Annotated in this window: 7 protein-coding genes and 1 other RNA gene; 2 read left to right on the top strand and 6 right to left on the bottom strand. The window is 43.4% G+C overall.

The features are described 5' to 3' along the window. Nucleotides 1-8 precede the first annotated feature (8 nt). The 4 genes from E7Y33_RS01740 to E7Y33_RS01755 form a co-directional block, all read right to left on the bottom strand. Nucleotides 9-1,166, bottom strand: coding sequence for a THUMP domain-containing class I SAM-dependent RNA methyltransferase (locus E7Y33_RS01740; RefSeq protein ID WP_000662905.1), 1,158 nt, complete (start codon nt 1,164-1,166; stop codon nt 9-11). A gap of 83 nt (nt 1,167-1,249) precedes the next feature. After that, an RNA gene (gene rnpB / locus E7Y33_RS01745) (RNase P RNA component class B) lies at nt 1,250-1,631 on the bottom strand. Between the two features lie 20 nt (nt 1,632-1,651). Then, the gene (gpsB, locus tag E7Y33_RS01750) at nt 1,652-1,981 is read right to left on the bottom strand and encodes a cell division regulator GpsB (RefSeq protein ID WP_000146523.1); all 330 of its coding nucleotides are present in this window, start codon (nt 1,979-1,981) and stop codon (nt 1,652-1,654) included. 69 nt (nt 1,982-2,050) lie between these two features. Next, a complete protein-coding gene (locus tag E7Y33_RS01755; RefSeq protein ID WP_000199581.1) occupies nt 2,051-2,578 on the bottom strand; it encodes an SLOG family protein in 528 nt (175 codons plus the stop codon). A 66-nt stretch (nt 2,579-2,644) separates the two neighbouring features. Here E7Y33_RS01755 and recU point away from each other — a divergent pair, with 66 nt between their 5' ends. Both recU and pbp1a read left to right on the top strand, forming a co-directional pair. After that, nucleotides 2,645-3,241: a Holliday junction resolvase RecU gene (recU, locus tag E7Y33_RS01760; RefSeq protein WP_139689477.1), complete on the top strand. Its 597-nt coding sequence runs from the start codon at nt 2,645-2,647 to the stop codon at nt 3,239-3,241. Beyond that, nucleotides 3,238-5,406 carry a penicillin-binding protein PBP1A gene (pbp1a, locus tag E7Y33_RS01765; protein WP_001041840.1) on the top strand — a complete coding sequence of 723 codons (2,169 nt, stop codon included), beginning with the start codon at nt 3,238-3,240 and terminating at the stop codon, nt 5,404-5,406. Before recU ends, pbp1a begins: the two co-directional genes overlap by 4 nt. 167 nt (nt 5,407-5,573) lie before the next feature. Here the strand turns inward: pbp1a and E7Y33_RS01770 are convergent, their stop codons facing one another. Beyond that, complete coding sequence (locus tag E7Y33_RS01770; protein WP_139689478.1) at nt 5,574-13,841, bottom strand: SIALI-17 repeat-containing surface protein; 8,268 nt, start codon at nt 13,839-13,841, stop codon at nt 5,574-5,576. A 139-nt stretch (nt 13,842-13,980) separates the two neighbouring features. Continuing rightward, nucleotides 13,981-20,403, bottom strand: coding sequence for a SpGH101 family endo-alpha-N-acetylgalactosaminidase (locus E7Y33_RS01775; protein ID WP_139689479.1), 6,423 nt, complete (start codon nt 20,401-20,403; stop codon nt 13,981-13,983). Nucleotides 20,404-20,701 lie beyond the last annotated feature (298 nt).

Consider the following 20,701-nt stretch of genomic DNA (forward strand, 5'->3'; position numbering starts at 1 on the left):
TCACCTTTCTATTTTACCTCTTGGCGTTTGACACGCTGACCAAAGTATTGATACAAATCCACTTTTAAGGTCCCGTTATACAGTTTTCGCTTTTTATCAGCTGGACTTCCATACTTACTTTCAAAAGCTTCGTCACTCGTCAGGATAAACTTACTCCACGTTTTCAGTGGTGCAAAGACTTGTCCCATCTCAGCATAGAGCTTGGTAACTCCTGCATCATCAGATAAGCGTTCCCCATATGGTGGATTGGAAATGATAACGCCATTAATCTTGTCTGTGCGTAAGTCCTGTACCCGCATTTGCTTAAAGGTGATATCACCTGCGACGCCTGCTGCTTGAGCATTTGCCTTAGCAATTTCCACCATGCGAGCATCTATATCACAGCCCATAATGTCCAGCTCAAGTTCACGATCAATTTTCTTAGCCGCCTCTGTGCGAACTTCTTGGATTAGCCGATCGCTGACCCAGTTCCATTCCTCAAAAGCAAAGGAACGGCGAAGGCCTGGTGCCATCTTTCTGGCAATCATAGCCGCCTCGATACAGAAAGTTCCTGAACCACAGGTCGGATCAATCAAGGGCTTGTCTGGATACCAGTTAGAGAGTTGTAAAATGGCCGCTGCCATATTTTCCTTGATCGGCGCTCCACCCTTTTCCGTACGATAACCACGTTTAAAGAGACTGGAGCCTGTCGTGTCAATCATGACAGTTGCCACATCTTTCAGGATAGATACCTCAATCTTAAACTCGGGACCAGTTTCCATCAAGGGAACTCCTTCTGGACGGGCATAGTGTTTTTGTAATTTCTTCACAACAGCCTTCTTGGAAATAGCCTGAACACTGGGCTCGTTGTGGAGTTTAGACTTCACACATTTTGCCTTTGATATCGGGAAACGTGCTCCTAGCGGGAGATAGTTTTCCCAATCTAGAGCAAAAACGCCTTGAAAAAGCTCTTCAAAAGTCTTAGCTGGAAAACTTCCGACTACAATCTTGATGCGATCCGCTGCACGAAGCCAAAGATTGGTCTCAATGATTGCCTTCACATCTCCTTGGAAGCGGACACGCCCATTTTCAACCTGGCAATCATAACCAAGGTCTCGCACCTCACGTCCAACGACAGCCTCAAGCCCCGCCGCAGCAGTTGCGATTAAATTAAATTGTTCTTTCATTTCTAGTCTTGCAAGACCTTTCTCTTGTTCACTTTAAAAAATGAGGTTGAGAAAGATTTCTCAGCCCCAACCTATATGCAATTTTCTATAAGCCATGTTTTGTTCCAGAAGTGACTAGGACCACTTCCTTCGATAATCATCTGTCTACCGCTAACAGCATAAATCTGCTAGCAGTCAGAGTACTACGTTCGTTTCCGTGCACTCCATGCCCCGACCAAAATTTGGGTTGCTAGCTTGAGGGGTTTACCGCGTTCCACTCTCTCTGTTTCCAGAAAGACTCCGTCACTGTGGCACTTTCAAGCCTATTTTGACCTATCCGAAGACTTAGCCATTTCGACTGCCGTAACGATTTCTCGTCCCTAGGCTTATGGATTCGCCTAGCACAAACACTACAGGCATCACAGCCTGTGCTAGCATGGACTTTCCTCATGAAAAGAGAACCTCTTCACGCGATTATCCAAAAATTGCACTCATTCCTTAGTCAATTATAAATCTTGGTTGTCTAAGATTTGCTTACCAAATACTTCTTTTTCGAGACGATTTAAGCGTTTCAAAATATCAAAGTTTGTCATTGAAGTAGAAGCTGTTACTTCAATAGAGTCTGGTTGAGTTGGCGCTACCTGTGGTTTATGAGATAATTCTTCTTTCAAATCAGCAATCTCTTGACGAAGGGATTTGACCAAAGCTGCGTAGGTTTCATAATCCTTAATCACATCGTCTAGGAATTCGTCTACCTCTGCTTTGCTGTATCCACGTACTTCACGTCCAAATTCTTGTTCAAAAATATCTTTCGCTGAAAATATAATACTTGCCATGTCTCTCTCCATTCTGGGTTACTAGTATTATTATATAAAAAAAGACAAGTAAAAATCAAGGTCAAAGGCTTACTTTTCAGAAAAATTTTCTACTATTTCATTCAAGTCCTCAAATGTTAATCTTCTTGTAACATAGTCCGCTTGATTTTTCATCATTTGGTAAAAATATCGTAACTTGGTTTCGTTTTCTTCGTCGTAAAAAAGGTAGCAAGTATCTGTATTTTCCAGCAGAAATTTTTGATAATCGCGTAATTGTCCCTTGTGCTCATATTGTGGATAGGCATATTTGACAAAATCAACCTGCTTGAACTCACTCAATTTCGCTTGATTTGCTTCATTCCAGTTACTGCCATGGGTTTCAAAATCAAAAATGGTCGCCAGTTGAAATCCATAGTCTGCTTTCATGTCTTTTGCCACCTGAAGCGCCCAGTACTCAAAGCCCAAAGTCCCTGTAAAGACAAGCCAAGTCACCCCATCCTCTGCTAGACGTTCCAAGTCTCTCCGAATAGCTGTTTTGATAATATCAACGCGAATATCCTTGTCATTAAAGAGACCAAGGTCGAAGGCTGAATAGCCTAAAATCAAGGCTGATGTCATTTTTAACCCTTTCTTTGTAAATTTATGATATAATAGAGTGATGTTATTGTACCAATAAGGAGAATTATGGTCAACTATCCACATAAAATTTCATCTCAAAAGAGACAAGCACCCCTGTCACAAACTAAAAATTTCGCAAATCGGGGAATGTCTTTTGAAAAGATGATCAATGCTACGAACGACTACTATTTGTCGCATGGGTTAGCTGTTATTCACAAGAAGCCGACTCCCATCCAAATCGTACGTGTCGACTATCCCCAACGAAGTCGTGCCAAGATCGTTGAAGCCTACTTTAGACAAGCCTCAACTACTGACTATTCAGGGGTTTATGATGGATACTACATCGACTTTGAAGCAAAGGAAACCAGGCAGAAACACGCGATCCCGATGAAGAATTTTCATCTCCATCAGATCCAACACATGGAACAAGTCCTTGCCCAACAAGGGATCTGCTTTGTACTCCTTCACTTTTCTTCTCAGCAAGAAACCTACTTATTGCCGGCATTTGACTTGATTCGTTTCTATCATCAAGATATGGGACAAAAGTCAATGCCACTTGGATATATTCAAGAAAATGGATATAGGATTGAGCCTGGTGCCTTTCCTCAGATTCCCTATCTCGATATTATCAAAGAACATTTACTAGGTGGTAAAACAAGATGAACAAACAAACTTTTCTGCGAATAGCTAAGTATGTCAGTATCAGTCTCTTAACTGTATTTATCGCAGCTGTAATGCTTGGTGGAGGTCTCTTCCTCTACTATGTTAGCAAGGCTCCCGAACTTTCTGAAAGTAAACTAGTCGCTACAACGTCAAGTAAGATCTATGATAGCAATGACGAGCTTATCGCTGATCTTGGTTCGGAACGTCGGGTCAATGCCCAAGCAAACGAAATACCGACCGATTTGGTCAACGCTATTGTTTCGATTGAGGACCATCGCTTCTTTAATCACCGAGGAATTGACACGATCCGTATCCTAGGTGCTACCCTCCGAAACCTTCGTGGTGGTGGAGGTCTGCAAGGAGCTTCAACCTTGACGCAGCAGTTGATTAAGTTAACTTATTTTTCTACGTCAACTTCTGATCAAACCCTTTCTCGTAAGGCTCAGGAAGCTTGGTTAGCCGTTCAGCTAGAACAAAAAGCGACTAAACAAGAGATCTTGACCTACTACATCAACAAGGTTTACATGTCAAACGGTAACTACGGAATGCAGACAGCTGCCCAAAGTTACTATGGCAAGGATCTCAAAGATTTAAGTATTCCTCAATTAGCTCTCCTTGCTGGTATGCCTCAGGCTCCAAACCAGTATGATCCATACTCGCATCCAGAAGCTGCTCAAGAACGTCGTAATCTCGTCCTCTCTGAGATGAAGGGGCAAGGTTACATTTCAGCTGAGCAATATGAAAAAGCGATTAATACTCCGATTACAGATGGACTTCAAAGCCTAAAATCGGCTAATAGTTATCCTCCATACATGGACAACTATCTCAAAGAGGTAATCGATCAAGTCGAACAAGAAACAGGCTACAATCTCTTAACGACTGGTATGGACGTCTATACCAACGTTGATCCTAAAGTTCAACAACATCTCTGGGATATCTACAATACCGACGAGTATGTCAACTATCCTGATGATGAAATGCAAGTAGCTTCAACGATTGTGGATGTGACAAACGGGAAAGTTATTGCTCAGTTAGGTTCTCGTCACCAATCAAGCAATGTTTCCTTCGGAATCAACCAAGCTGTTGAAACCAACCGTGACTGGGGTTCTACCATGAAGCCAATCACAGACTATGCTCCTGCCTTGGAGTATGACATCTACGACTCAACTGCTTCGATTGTACATGATGTTCCATACAACTATCCTGGAACAGATACCCCTGTTTACAACTGGGATAGAAGTTATTTTGGAAACATCACCATCCAATATGCGCTCCAACAATCACGTAACGTTACAGCCGTAGAAACCTTGAACAAAGTCGGTTTGGATAGAGCCAAGACCTTCCTAAATGGAATCGGTATTGACTATCCAGATATGCACTATGCCAACGCGATTTCAAGTAATACGACTGAGTCAAACAAAAAGTACGGAGCAAGTAGTGAGAAAATGGCTGCTGCTTACGCTGCTTTTGCTAACGGTGGTATCTACCATAAACCAATGTATATCAACAAAATCGTCTTTAGCGATGGTAGCTCAAAAGAATACGCTGATCCTGGTACTCGTGCCATGAAAGAGACGACCGCCTATATGATGACAGAAATGATGAAGACTGTCTTAGCATACGGAACTGGTCGTGGTGCTTATCTCCCTTGGCTACCTCAAGCTGGTAAGACTGGTACATCAAACTATACAGACGATGAAATTGAAAACTACATCAAAAACACAGGTTATGTCGCTCCAGACGAAATGTTTGTTGGGTATACTCGCAAATATTCAATGGCTGTGTGGACAGGTTACTCAAACCGCCTTACTCCTATCGTTGGTGATGGCTTCTATGTTGCAGCTAAGGTCTACCGTTCAATGATGACTTATCTGTCTGAGGATAACAACCCTGGCGACTGGACTATGCCAGAAGGCCTCTATCGAAGTGGTGAGTTCGTCTTTAAAAACGGTGCTCGTTCTGCATGGACTGCCCCTGCTCCGCAACAGGCTCCAACACCTGAAAGTTCGAGCTCGACATCAGAAAGTTCAACTTCACAGTCAAGCTCAACTACTCCAAGCACGAATAATAGTGCAAACAATAATACCAATAACCAGCAACCAAATACAACGCCTGGTCAACAAAACCAGAACCAAAATCAGAATCCTCAACCAGCACAACCATAACATTTATCACCCGGATTTTTCTGGGTGATTTTTTCATAGCACTATTGCATTTATGTGCTTAACAAAAGCCTGAGAAGACATCTTCTCAGGCTTTTTCTGTACTATAAACCTCATTGGGAAAGATAGGAAACGGATTTCGTAATCTTGTTAAGAGGTTTTACTAAATACTAGTCTTTCTTTGTTTTTGCTACAAAGAGAGCAGATAGGGCTAGGCTAACACCTGCTAGGAAGAGGGCTGTGTCAGATTGACTCTCACCTGTTGCTGGCAAGCTTTGTTCAGCTGTTTCTCGCTTCGTCACTTCTTGTCTTAGTTCCGGTGCCGGTGCCTTACCTTCATCTGAAGCAAGTGAGCTAAGTTTAAACTCAGGTTTCTCTACTGTCGGAGCGGCTTGGTCTCCTACTGTCGATAATGGACCTGTGTATTCTGGCAATTCATGCACTAGAGCCATCACTGCATTGACACCGCCCTTGAACTCAGGTTTCTCTACTGTCGGAGCGGCTTGGTCTCCTACTGTCGCTACTGGGCCTGTGTACTCTGGAAGCTCATGTACCAAGGCTTCAACTGCATTGACACCGCCCTTGAACTCAGGTTTCTCTACTGTCGGAGCAGCTTGGTCTCCTACTGTCGCTACTGGGCCTGTGTACTCTGGAAGTTCATGTACTAGGGCTTCAACTGCATTGACACCACCTGTGAATTCAGGAACCTCAAGAACGGGTGCTGGTTCTTCTCCCTTGCTTGATTGGAGCGGTTCTTCTGTTAATTCTTGATGGAAGCTTGCCAATTCATAAAATTCTGCCTTGCCACCTTCCCAGACTAATTTGACATCTAGAAGGGAGCCACCATTTCGGATAGCGAAGGTTTGGAGACTGGAGGTAATGGCACCGAGGTCTGTCCAGCTGTCTTGACCATCCTTCAGTGTTCTAGCAAGAATACGTGCCTTAGCTCCTTCAGGAAGACTGGAAACGAGACGAAGGTGGTTAGCATTGGTCGGTTCAGATAAGTGATAAACCAACTCGCCCTTCTCTTTTTCAGACTTGTAGCTGGTCAAGACTTTGCCGTCTACAAGATTATTATAAAGGTTGCCTTGGCTTTCTCCACTGCTTCCTTCTACTGTTGGATCATTGATTGGTTTGACAAACTCACCATCGTTGATGACCAATTCTGTAAAGCCTACAAAACGGGCATCATAATCCGCTGTATAGAGGACACGGAGATAGTTGGCTTTGACTGGTGTCGTCAATTCACCCTCGATATAGCGATTTCCTGGCATCTTAGAATCATGTGTCCAACCATCTGTCAATGAATCATCGTGTGTGCTATTGGCCACACCATCTCCTACTGTCACGACATCAGTCCAAGTTTTACCGTCTTGGCTGACTTGGATCTTACCATCACGAAGGTAGTTTTGAGTTCCGTCTTGGATGTAGGCTCTGATCTTCTTGATGGTACGTTCGCTACCAAGCTTCAAGGTTACGTGACCATCTTTATGGGCGTAGTCTGAAAACTCAACGAAGTTGTTGTAAACACCGTCAAATAGTTGATCTAGGTTGTTCAGTTTACGAACATCATTGCTTCCGTATGTTGGATGAATGCCCATAGTTGTAGATTCTAGTTTGGTTGGTTGCACTTCTTTGGTTGTCACAAGGAGAGAAGTGGCTGTCACAGCTTGTTCCTGATCTGTTTTATTGACCAGACGCACATAACGTACCAAGTGGCTCACTACAGATCTGTCTGTCAACTGGCTAGCTGCCATCCATTCTTGAGCATTTGCAGAGTACTCAAGGCTAAGAGCTGGGTTGGCTTGGCCTTGGAGCTGGATGCTCTTGACCTGATGGATACGGTCAAGTTTCATACCTAGATAGCTATTTGCAGGAAGTTTAGTTCCAGCTGGAATTTGAAGTTCATAATGTCCCAAGCTATCCACTACCGGCGTTTCCTTCAAGGCATCAACGTTGGTGTCCGTTAACTCACTGTTTCCAGAGCGTGTCTCAACAGAGAAGTCTTGGATACGCCACCAGAGGTCGAGTGCCTTAGTATTGCGTACTCGGATATAACGAGCATTGATTGCTCTAGTCACTTCCTTGGTTTGTTCACCTGCCAAGCGATCAAGTTCCTGCCAAGTAGTACCGTCTGTAGAATACTCAAGCACACCTGCTGCAAGCTTATCACCCGTTCCTTGGCGAAGTCGTACTTTAGTGACTGACTTGACTTCACCGAGGTCAAGTTGTGCCCAAGCATCTACTGGAGTGGTATTGCTACCGTCAGCGTTTGCCATCATGGCTTCTGTATTGTCCTTGCCATCAATGATTTGACGAGCTGAGGTATTTAGTTTGTAAACTAAGTTTGAGCTTAGACTAACTGTCGTTGCTTGTTGGCTACGAGCTTTTTCAACTGGACGGTTGACTGCAATTTCCTGAACTGCAAACCAAGTGTTCTCGCGGTCTGCTGTCGCAATCATGCGAACTGCTTTGGCCTTGATGTTGAGATTCTCAAACTTAAGCAGGGATTCATTTCCGACATAGCTTGGCTCTTTCAAGGTTACCCAGTTGTCATTTTCATCTTGATACTGCACTTCTGCCTTACTAAAGGTATCACGTGGATTTGCCTGCGTTCCCATTGCAAAGGTCAAGGTTTGAATATCTACCGGCTTGTTGAATTTCATACCGATATAATCACCTGTCTTGATGCTGTTTGGTGATTTAATAATCGCATGAGTTGCCAAATCACCATCCGTTACTTCTGCTAAACCACCTTCTACACCTGTTCGATTGGTGATAAAGGTGCTGATGATTTGGTCTGGATGCAAGACTTTTTGAACTTCAGATGCTAGAACTTCTTTCAAGGATAGGATAAATGGACGAATATGTTGAACACCCAATTCAGCCTTTTCTATATGGTCTACATAACGGAAGGTGTGAGTTTGAGACTGTTCGTACAATTTCAAACCTTTATAGTAGCTATCCCAAAGTTTGGCTGCATCGTTTGTAGCCATGGCTTCAGTTCCTGTAAGGAAGGCATCGAGAGCATTCATTTGGTCAATTGCATTATCCAACCAATAGTGGATTTGGGCAACCATTTTTTTATCGCCTGATGCTTTATAGAGTTCGGCTGCTTCTTTAATCTTGGCAAATTCTGCACGCAAGGCTGCACGTTCTGCAGTCACATCCTGACCTGCTTTGAGCTTGGTCATGAAGTCTGTTAATTTTGGAGCCAAATCTACAGATTCTTCCAGTTTGACGACACGATTATCCATGTTTTGGTTGATCATGTGCTTACCAAGTTCGCGGAAGGCTGCTGATACCTTGCTATCTTCAAAATGACCATTTTCTACAAAGTTGAAAGCAATGTCATTGATTTTCTTAGCTTCTTCTTCTGATTTCCACTGTTTCCATGAGTATTGAGCTCCTGAAAAGAGGGCAATCTTAGATGGCTCAGACTGTTGCATTGGGTTCAACATGATACCAGATAGCAAGCTTGGATCCACATTTGGATGAAGGAATTTCTCACCACCACCTAGAATCAAGTGTTGTTTAGAGTTATCTGTTACAGGCCAGTTAATCCAAAGTGAAACTGGGCGATAGGTCTTGCCACCTGCGGATAGATTGTTCTTGAGAGTTGAAAGGAAGCTTTCAGAGACTTCACCCCAAATCTTACCACCCGTCAAGGTCATGGATGTTGAACTTGGGAGATTTTCATTGAGGGATTTCAACTCATCCTCACGTCCATTACCCCAATACTGTCCAGGAACAAAGATCATTTCTTTACGAAGACCGCTATAAGTTCCCTGCATTTCAGTCAACCACTTGGTCATATCTTGCATCAAGCGGTTGTAGCTATTGTAGCCTCCGACTGGACTTGGAGCATCATCTGCTAGGATACCAAATTCGCGGACACCCACTTTCATCAACTGGGTAAATTTGGCTTTGATGGTAGCCAGGTCTTCTTGGTAGTCCGCTTCATTGCCAAAGCGGATGCGGTTGTTCATGAATGGATGGATGGTCCAGACATAGCGTGTTTTACTTTGATTTCCGACACGAGCAAGTTCACGGATTTCAGCTAGTTTTTCTTCCGGATAGAGTTCACGCCATTTCTTGTTGTGGTATGGATCATCTTTTGGTGCAAAGAAGTATTGGTTCAATTTCAAATCGCCACCAAAACGCATGAGTTCTGCACGATCTGCATTCGACCATGGGTTTCCATAGTAACCTTCGATAAAACCACGGTTCTTGAGCTCTGCGTAATCTTCTACTGTCACATTGCGAAGGACTGGTACTTGGCTTTCCTTGAGCATATGTTTCAAGGTTGTCAAACCATAGAAGACCGCATCTGTGTCTTTTCCGACGATGGAAATCGAGTTATCCTTGATGCTCAAGACATAGGCGTCAATCTTGTCAAAGAGACCTGCTGAAACATTGGACAAGTTTTGCTCTGCTTGTGAGCCTTGTCCATGCACCCCAAGATAGATATTGGTTGCGCCAGCGATTGCTGCCTTACCAGTTGTATAAGATACTTGATTATCCTGCAAGACACTCTTCAAGCGATTACGAGTATAGATATCGAGTTGATCGCCCATAACCAGATTGACTTGCTTACGAAGGGCTGTAACACCTTCGCCATAAGTCACTTTTTGTGGCGTTGGGAAGACCTTGTACTCTTTCTTGAGATAGTCTGCGCTCTTGCTGGCAGCTGCAATGCTGTCTTCACTAGCTGGTTTACTTGCAGTGAATTGATCTGCCAATTCAACTGTTCCATCACCTGTTTGCTCTACTTTTGGTTTTTCAGGTGTAGTTGGTTTTTCTGGTTGACTTGGTGCAGGCGTTTCTTGCTCTTCTTTGACAGGTTTCAATAGATGAACTTCAGCCGCACTTGCAAAACCACCAACGCCTTCCAATACTTTCAACTCAATCTTGTTGGTATGTACCGCCGCAAAGTTGACTGTTTTTTCTTGGGCGTTGTTGTCCCAGCTTCCTTCTGAAACCTTGACCATTTGGCCATCTTTTTGTGCGTAGATTTCGTAGCGCGTCACAACACCATTTCCACCACCTGGACGTGGGAGATACGTCAAGCCATTGACTTTTTCTGCTTCTTTCAAGGTCATAGTAAGGGTGAATGGCCCAGTGTCACCAGTCCATTTAGTATGCCAGAAGGTATTTGGATCATTGTCAAAGGCCTTTTCAACAGCGCCTTCAGTCTCGTTTCCTGGAAGTTGCTGACTGCTTGCGGTTGCAGTAATTTTATCATTTGAAATCAAACGAGGATTTACAAATGGTTTGTCTGACAACTCTGCACTATGCAAGATTCCTTTGAATCCACCGATGCTTTCAAGCGGTAGTACCAAGCTATTGTGGGCAAAGCGAGGGTGGGCTGGATTTGCAATACGCTCAATCTTTTCACCATCCACATAGACTTCTGTAGATTGTGGTTTGGTTACGATGGAGATTTGATAACGTTTGTTCTTTTCAAGTTTTTTATTGAATTGGATATGGAACTGTTCAAATTGATAAGCAAGATAACCGTCTTTATCAGCTAGATAGATACGGTTGTCCCCACTTGTTGAGAAGGTTTGTTCCCCGTCTCCAGTGACAGTTACATCAAACTTCAAGACGTGACTTGGGCCAACATCACCAGCCAAGCCTTCGATGCTGCTGTCTTTCTCAAATGCCAATCCTTGCTCGCTTGTCTTCACTTTCTTACTTGCATAGTCCTTAACTGTCTTAGGATTGATAGTAAACAAATCACTTTGATCAATCGCTTTATCAGGATTTGACTGTGGTGCATAAGGGCTCGTTGGTAGGGTACGTTCTGCAAAGGTTGCAGCCGCACGATCGGATCCCCAAGTACGTTCTGCAGTGGTTTGCATGCTCTTGAAGAAGCGTTTAAAGATATCATAAGAGGTCAAACCGGTCTCATGAAGGTCGATATTATCATTCCAAACTGCGTGCCCCCCACCAAGGATACTTGGATGAGAAGCTGGTAGAAGTGGACCTCCACCTGTTCTAAAATCATTCGGTGTCCAGCTATTGTACTGACGTTCGTAGTTAGCATAGTCCCCGTAAGCTGCTTGACTATTGCTTCCACTTGGCACACTATAGGTCGGTACATCTGTGATGTTGATAATCTTAGCTCCCTGAGCAATGGCTTCATTTGGTCGTTGCCATCCGATACTCCAGATATCAACCTCTACTCCGTTCCAATCAACCGCTGTTTTACCTCGTTTTGCACTGAGCGAGCCCCAGATACGAGGGGTGTAACCTTTTCCTTTAATGTATTTGATAAGGTCATTGACATAGCGACGATAGCTTTCTCTGCTACCATAGTATTCATCCGTTCCGATATGAACCGTTGATACTCCATGAAGTGGTGCATCTGGACCATCGAGGAGTTTGTCATAGACGGATTTGACAAAAGCCAGCGTTTCTTCGTACTTGTTATCCAAGTCTAGCATGGCTACGCGCTCGACATTGTGTTTGCCAGCATAATCACTCAAACTACCTTGATACATGAGGTCTGGACGGACTTTGACAAATGATAGAGCGTGACCTGGTGTGTCAATTTCTGGCACTAGGTTGATATGCAAGGCCTTGGCAAGTTTAATCAGATTTTGCATTTCTTCCTTGGTATAATGCTCATCCGATGTCAATTTTTGACCATTCTTACCTACAATGTCTGTCTCCACACGGAAACCAGTCTTGGCATGTTCAAGAACATACTTGAGTTGTTCTTCTGGTGTTAAGCTCTTACCTGCCAAGTGTTCCTTAAGGAAGATATAGTTATCGTTGAGGTGCAACTGCAAGTCATTCATCTTGTAGTAAGCCATGTTGAGCATGATGTCTACGAGGGTGTCATAAGGGATAAATTTACGACCTGTATCCAACATAAAGCCACGGTGGCTGAAACTTGGGAAATCTCGAATTTCGCCATTTTGTAGGTCTGTTTCTCCCATTTGAAGAAGAGTACGAGTGGCGTAGAAGGCTCCTGTATTTGTGGCAGCTTCGATGGTAATCACATCACCTTGGATAGTGATGCCATAGCCTTCCTTGCCATAACCTTTGTTTTCAACCTTTTTAAATTCGATTCGTTTTTGAGCCTGCTTGTCACCTGTTGCTAGTTCCAATCCACGGCTAGCAAGGTCTGACTGGTAGAAGGTTGCTGCCTGATCAAAGCCCGAATCTCCTGTCGCAAGGACTGTATCTGAAGTGATAGAAGATTGACCTTCTTTTCCATACCATTGTTGAACAGCTGGTGCTACTTTGGGTTTTACCCCCACACCCTCGTCCTGATGTAGCCCCTTGATGACTACTTCAAATTCCTTAGTGAAAGTATGGCTGTCTTTGATTTGTTGCACCATGACCTTGACGCGTTGGTCTGTCAAAGGCTTATAGATGTGATTTTGAAGGTCAATCACACCTTGCTTGTTGCTTCCGATAAGGCTAACTTTCCCTGGTAAAGTTGGTAAGACAAGAGACTGTCCGTCTTCTGCTACTGTTAGTTCGGTTACTTGGCGGATATCCGTTACCTTACTATGGTCCGGAACGTTTGAATAAGCTCGAATTTCTTGGATACCAACGTTTCTCCAACCCATTGTGCCCGCTTGATAGTCGTTAATTTCTAACTTAAGATATTTAGCTTGAATACTATTGGCTAAGTCAACTTTCTCATCTAAAACAAGATCTCCAGTCTTGGTATGAGCGAGTTTCCATTGTTTTTCTCCATTAGCGCCCACATCTTCTTGGCCTGCGTAATAGAGACTCCAAGATTTGATATTTGGGTCATTTTGCCCATTACGAAGACGACGATCCCAGTCAATTTCTACATGTTTGATGAGAGTAGTTTTTGGAAGAGTTAATTCGAAGGTTGGTTTTGGTACATCTTTGTCTGTAGCCCAACGGGTATTGTCATCTCCGTCGATAGCCTTATCCGCAGTAAAGTTGGTACCAGTCTCATGGTTGCTCGCCTGAGCAGTAGCACCTTCAAGATGGTTCACATCTTCTCTATCTTCGATTTGCTTTTCAGCTGGTTTTGGTGCGGGCGTAGCAGTTTCAGCTGGTTTAGCAGCAGGGGTGTTTGTTTCTGATGGTTTAGCTTCTTCTTTAGGCGTTTCTGCTGGTTTGGGACTTGCAGGACTTGTCTCTGGTTTTGTCTCTTCACTTGCTGGAGGATTGGTTCCCTCATCAGTCGCTGGAGTTTCTTCATGACTTGCTTCTGTTGCAGCTTCTGCATCTGCTTTTTCAAGCGCAGCGGCTAAATCATCTGGTAGCTTATCCAGGGCTTGAACATGAGTGATACTTCCCTCTGTCTCTGAAGGTGTTGCTGTTTCTGCCGCCTGAACCATATTGGCGCCAAAGATACTAGCACCAATCATAACGGAGGCTGCACCGATTGCAAATTTTCTTATACTATAGTGACAGCGTTTCTCAAAAAAATGTCTATCCATCTTTCTCCTATTCCTTTCATCCGCATACATGAGTAAGCGGTATCATTTCTCCTTTGAAAAAGGAGAGAACCAAGAGGTCCTCTCCGGCTGTTTGTTTTTTTTGATTCGAGTTGCTTTGAACTGCTAAAACCAAATCTCATTAATCTTCTTTACGTTTTGTCGCAAGAACAGCAGCAGATAAAGCGATGCTCACACTTGCTAAGAAGAGGGCTGCTTCTGAACCATGTTCTCCTGTAGCAGGAAGTTTCTCTTCTTTATCTTCCAGAGCTTTGGTATCAGCTACTGGGCTTGGAGTGAGTGGGTACTCAGGTTTTTCAACTGTTGGAGCTGCTTGATCTCCAGCTGTAGCCAATACACCTGTGTAGGCTGGTTTTTCATTTACCAAGGCCTCAACTGCATTGACTCCACCTCTATACTCTGGAACTTCATTTGCAGCTGCTAGAACTGCATTGGCTCCACCCTTGTATTCTGGCAATTCGTTTACCAAGGCTTGAACTGCATTGACGCCACCCTTGAACTCAGGTAAGTCATGAACAGCTGCTTCTGCCGCATTGACACCGCCCTTAAACTCAGCTAGGTCATGAACAGCCGCTTCTTCTCCAGCTGTTCCGTAAGGGCCTGTATATTCAGGAACTTCAAGAACAGGAGGTTGCTCTTCACCCTTGCTGCTTGTAGGAGCGTCTGGTTTAGCAGCCTTGTCTTGTAATTGGTTGAGGTAGTCTGCGAAGTAGGCAACCATTCTTTCCGTCAAGAGGTGGTTATCCGTCGCATATTTCATGCTCGCCTGAACGCTAGCTACTTCCTCTTGATTGTCTTTGTCTGTTAATTTCTGCGCCTTAGCCAAAGCTGCTTCATAGCTAGACATGTCAAGTGGTGTTTCTGCTACCTGTGGACGAGTAAAGATGAGTTCCGCTGCAGATTGGTATTTATCGCCACCATCTCCGTAAGTCTTGGTACCAGTAAGGACAATTTTCTTAGCCTTGATTGTCTTGCCAAAGTCAATGTCTTTTGGCTTGTTGTTATTTGGCCAATCTGTCACGTTAAAAGTATGTTCCTTACCAGACTCATCTGTGACAACCAGTTTCACATCTCGCAAGTTTCCATTTGAATCAGAGGCACGTGGAACATAACGAAGTCCTGTGATTTCAGTTGGTTCTTTCAAGACCATGGTTGCAGGCTTGCCTACATCTCCACCATTCCAAGATGTATGCCATAGACTAGACACATTTCCATCAAAGGCATTCTCTAGACCTTCACCTGGTTGAGCTGGCGCATCCAAACTTTCAAAGTCTTCTGCTACCAAAGCTGTCTTCTTCTGAACCAAAGCATTCTTCAAAGCTTCAATCTTGGCAATCTCTGCACGCGCTTCTTCCACGCTAATGTCATCATCCGCCTGACTGAGGTTAAAGACCGCTTCCTTCAAAGCATCCATAGACTCTTTGGTGTAATTAGTCATGGCAACCGTTGGCAAGTAGTTCTTGAGAGCATTTTCTGTCAACATCTTACCTGTTAGGGTAATTTCCTCGATGTGAAGATTGTCCATCATGAAATCGTTGTAACCACGGAAGTTGGCATTTCCGCCAGCATCTCCATGAGTATTGCTTGCGTTTCCAGTTGAGTAGATACCTACCCAAGTATCGCCTGTTTCTGCACCTGTCACGAGGAAGGTTACTTTCTTGGCTTTCTTAGAATCTGTCCAAGTATTTGGCAATTCATGCATTTCCAAGTTGCTTGCTTGACTACCACGACGACCTGATTGGAATTCTCCCTTTCCGACTACAAAGGCATAGGTATCGTCTGAACCTGCTTCATATTCAAAGGTTACACGGTAGGTCTTACCTGCCTCAAAGCGGAAGTTTTGAGGAATGGTTTGGTAAACCAAGTTACGACGGCTAACCAGTCCATTGGTCTTGAGTGACCAATTTCCATCGATAACATCATCGACTTTCTTACCGTTCCAACCACGCTGTGTATATGGATCGTGTTTTTCAGACAAGTGAGTGCGGTTATCTTCAACACCTTCGACACCACCCACTACGAATGGGAAGATTCCTTGAGCTACATTTTCAAAGTCTTGCTTGAAGGTTCCTTGACCTGTATCATGCTTGTCTCCGTACATGCTTGAATTGTTTTCAAAGGTACGAATTTCATCAAAGTATGTTGCTTCATCACCAGCTTCACGACTCAATGTCAGAGTGACATTTGATACATCTGAACCTGTTGTAAAGAAGGCGTACATATTTTGGAAGTAACTTGTATCGTCAACTGTAGCATTTTCACGACGATTGTTATGAGCATAAGCTTTGATATAGTTGAGAGCGAGTGACTTATTGGTATAAGTAGTCACTTCTTTTTCGCCAGTATTCACTGTGATACTTGCCTTAGCATTACTACGGTTATCGACACCAACATAAACCGCATACTTGGTATTTGGTTTCAAGCCAGTCAGTTTCTGAGTAAGGCTGACCTTGCTCTTATTGCCTTGGATACGAAGCATTTCATTTGCACCCTGTGATTTGACAATTTCTGCCTTGGAAGCATCACCTGAAATGGTCCAGTGTTTCAAGGTTCCACTGTTAAATCCTTGGTCATAGATGTGCATGCCTTCGCTCCATGACATTTCAGGATTGGTTTGTTTTGAACGGTAGAGAACGTATGGTTGATTTGCTAGAAGGTCTAGGGTAATCTTGCCATCTTTTACAGTTAGTTCTTGCTCTTCTGTCTTACCTTGGTCAGTTAGCTTGTAAAGGTAAACCTTGCTATTTGCCCAATCGCTCGGAAGTGTCCAAGTTGTTGCACCGGCCTGCGTATTGAAGTAGTACATTTTTTCCTTATCAGTAGGAAGTTTCTTACCATTCGCATCCCAGTTCCAAGGAGTCAAGTAAGCTGAGCCATCTTGGATGACACGTCCATTGAGCGTTACTGTACGCTCACGGTATTGTGGGCTATTGACATCGTTTGACTTACGAGTCACAACAACCTTGTTTCCTGCTGCATCGACTAGCTCAACCTTCATTTCTGGAGTCCATTTATAGGTGCTACCGTTATCAGACATGGTAACTGGTGTACCATTTTCCCATTTACTTACAGTGAAGTGTTGGAAGTACTTGGTCATGACATCATGGGCAAAGAGGTTAGTCACGTAGCCATTGTAATCACTTCTTCCTTGCCAGCCTTCAAAGTCTTTCATGCTGTAGCCACCTAGAAGTGGGTAGTTGGCTGCACCACCGTAACTTCTGTAGTCCCCAACCCAAGAATCTTTTTGGTGGTTGCGGATAAAGCGGGTGATGGCACTGTTGATACCTTTATTAGTGTAACCACCATAGGTCAAGTCAGCTGCCCAGTGTTGGAAGGTAGAGTCGTATTCACCACCATGGCCCCACTCAATCGCAAAACGCCAGCCTTGTTTGTTAATTTCTTTAGCAAGAACGTGAGTAGCCCAGGCACCGTTATCACCAGATTGACCATTGCCCCAAACGTCCACATAGATAAAGTCGAGACCATCACCAAGTTTTTTCTTCAAGTCTTCCCAGCGAGCCAAGCGTCCATGCGCCAAGTCATAAGCAGCATCAATGTTGATACCTTGGTCTAGCCAGTTCCAACCATAGCTGTAGCTTCCATCTGGATTTTTACGAAGAATATTTTCATTAAAGTATTTAGACTCAGGATAGGTTTCAGAAGCGTTAACGTGGATACCTAGATGAGCACCATATTTCTTCGCTTTTTCGATCAAGGTCTTGAAGTCTTCGACACCACCAATACGTTTACCAATATCAGCATAGTTCAAGTGACCAGAGTCGTGACCTTCACTACCATATCCTTTAAGGAGAACACCTTGCCCAAGACCATCTGTGTGGAGATTGATTTTCTTGATACCATCCAAGGTCATAAGGAATGGATTTTGGGCTTGAGAACCAAAGTTCATCGCGATACGATAAGCCGTGATATCCTTGACTTTTTCCCAACCTTGAGGGTTGTTCATGATGCTACGATAAGCAATGGCTCCATCCTGCCAGTCCACTTTATTATCCGCATTGGCATCTTCAGTGATAACAACCTTGGCACTTGGAAGTTCCTTGGTGTACTCTGGGAAGACAATGCCCTTATAAGCTTTTTCCCATTGCCATTCAGAGCTGTGGATTCCTACATAGTTGGCATTCCCAACTGTTTCCTTATAGGCTGTCAAACGAGTCCAGTCATAAGAACCTCCACCGTAGCTGTTTTGAGAATTGCTCCAAACACCTGCAGCAAGCTTGTCTGTAGAAACAAATCCATACATGTAACCCTTAGCCAAATCCTTCATTGGATTGGTTACATCGATATGGTCATCACCGCTGACATGGGTATTGTTTGACATGGTTGCCCCATCAAACTTAGCACCAGCTTGCTCACTCGAAACAGAGACTAAAGCATTACCAAGGAAACTAATAGAAGAAAGCAGCTTTCTTTCATCATCAATCTTTTGACCTGGAGTGACTTGATTATGGTTGACAATCTTGGTCACATCAAAGTGCAATTGATTGTCCACAACTTGCAAACGAACTGTCATTTCTGCATTGATTAAGTGAGCATCATCGCGAAGCTTCATCAAGTATTCTGCTGTTGTCTCATTGATTTTTTTGTAAGTAACTTCAGGTGTGACTTCGTGTTTGTTGATAAATACTTTATTGAATTGTTGGACTTGTCCTGGCAAGGTATGCCCGTTCAAACTGTATTCTTTAATACGTGGGAAGGCTTGGTCAATCACTGCCTTGAGTACCTTAGACTGGATCGTATCATAAGTCACCTTGCTATCGTCAACGGCCGGACCTGTTTCTTTCTGGGCAGGAGTATCATCTGATTTTACACCTTCTTGATTGTCTGTTTTAACGCTGACAACTGTACGCTCATTGCCATAGGAACCAGCTTTTAGGACGATTTTCTTCTCATTTTTGAGAGTTTCATTAACAGCTGCTGGCAAAGTGACCGTATCAAAAAGTTTCTCATCATTATTCGTTGCATTGAGTTGTCCATCTGACTTGAGGGTAATTGATAGGCGGTTAATTGATCCTGTCTCAGGCGCTGCTACACGGCCCCCCTTATACCAGGTGCTATCGGTTGGAGATTTATACTCCCAGAACCAGCCACCTTGGTCATATCCAACAAAAACATTGTTCTTGGTATCTTTAAATTTCAAGAAGACACCAAAACGTGATTTGCCCTTTTCAGAATCATCTTTGAAGGTTAAATCAACCGTCGCATTTCCATTAGCGTCAACTGTCAATCCTTGTTTTTCAAACAAGGCTGGTTTGCCATCATTGTCATTTTGGGCCGTTGAAGACAATTGATTGTAGCGAACACCCTTTTCTTCACGAATAGTGACTGTTCCTTGTTGCTCTTTATTCGCTACTGTTTGCCATTCAGGAGTTACTGTCTTAGGTGTTTCAGGTTTAGCAGCTGCAGGTTTATCCTCTTTTGGTTTTTCTTCAGCCGGTTTCTCTTTCTCTTCCAAGTCTGCTGGTTTCACACTTGAAATTCCCTGTATGTGGTCTTGGATCCATTTTAGTTGAGCTGGTGAGAAGAGAATACCGCCGCTCCGTTTTCCAACTACACCATTTTGGTGCACACCGACTAGTTTGCCTTCTGTATCAAAGATACCGCCGCCACTAGCACCCGGTTTTCCTCCTTGGTAACCAATCCCTTGGACACCTTCTCCGTATGGTTCCACAAAATCAACTGTAGTATTGACAATCGGATTCAATTTCCCTTCTGGATAACCAAAGACATGGAGCTTATCTCCGATTTTCTTAACTACTGGCTTTTTAGTTACTTCAACAGGCGTATTTTCTAGAACTGTACGCAATCTCACAAGGGCCAGATCATTTTTGAAGCCTTTCAGATAGCCTTCACGATCCCAATGAATAATATCTTTCTTGCTAAACTTGACATCTGGCAATCCTGGATATGAGATGCTATAGATATCTCCATCCCCTTGGTCATTATCCACAACCTTACGGATATTGCCGTCTTGGCTGTCCTTGATAAAGTTATGAGAAACCGTCAAGACAAGGTCTTTTGCAACGACAATACCGCTACCTTCTCCTGATGGCGTCTTAATCTTAACAGTCGCGCCGTAGTTTAATTCCCCGTTGGTAGTCTTAGCTACATCTTCTGGTACGAGCTTCCCAGTATCTTGGGCCAATTGATCCTTGTCAACATCACGCCCATTGTCTTCAGCCTTCTCCAACTTATCTTCTAATTCTTTTGGCAGGTTGCTTGGCTTTTCAGACTTTTCTTTTTCTTGAGCCAACAACTCTTCTTCTGTTTGAGGGCCTTCAGTAGTTTCAGCTGAACCAGGATTCTGAGCGGCAGCTTCCTTGTCAAAATCGTGCCCCTCATCACTAGCCTTCTTATCCAAATCAGCTAATTCACTTGGCAAATTAGTTGTAGAACCAACTCTTGCTTGATCAGCCAACACTGGGGCGGCAGCAAAGAAAGTCGCTCCAATCATCACCGAAGCTACTCCAAGCGTAAACTTACGAATACTGAACTTACAGCGTTTTTCAAAAAATCGTTTATCCATGAACTCCTAAATCCTTTCATTTTTCAGTAAGCGTTTACATTTCTTTTTTAAAAAATACTCCTTTCTCTGAAAGTGCTCTGCTTTACTGTTATAAATAAAAAATAATTGTACTTTTAATATAACAAATAAAAGACCAGAAAGCAATAGGAAATAGGTAAAATTCACTAAAATTTTCTCTTTTCTGAACAGTGTTAACGCTCAGAATTTTAAGAATCGCTTTACAGCTATAAAAAATTTCTATCTCAAAGAATCTAATAAACAGCTTTATTTCAAAAACAGATTCTTATCGAATAGAAAC

This window comes from Streptococcus oralis, assembly GCF_006175905.1.
Lineage (GTDB): Bacteria > Bacillota > Bacilli > Lactobacillales > Streptococcaceae > Streptococcus > Streptococcus oralis_BG.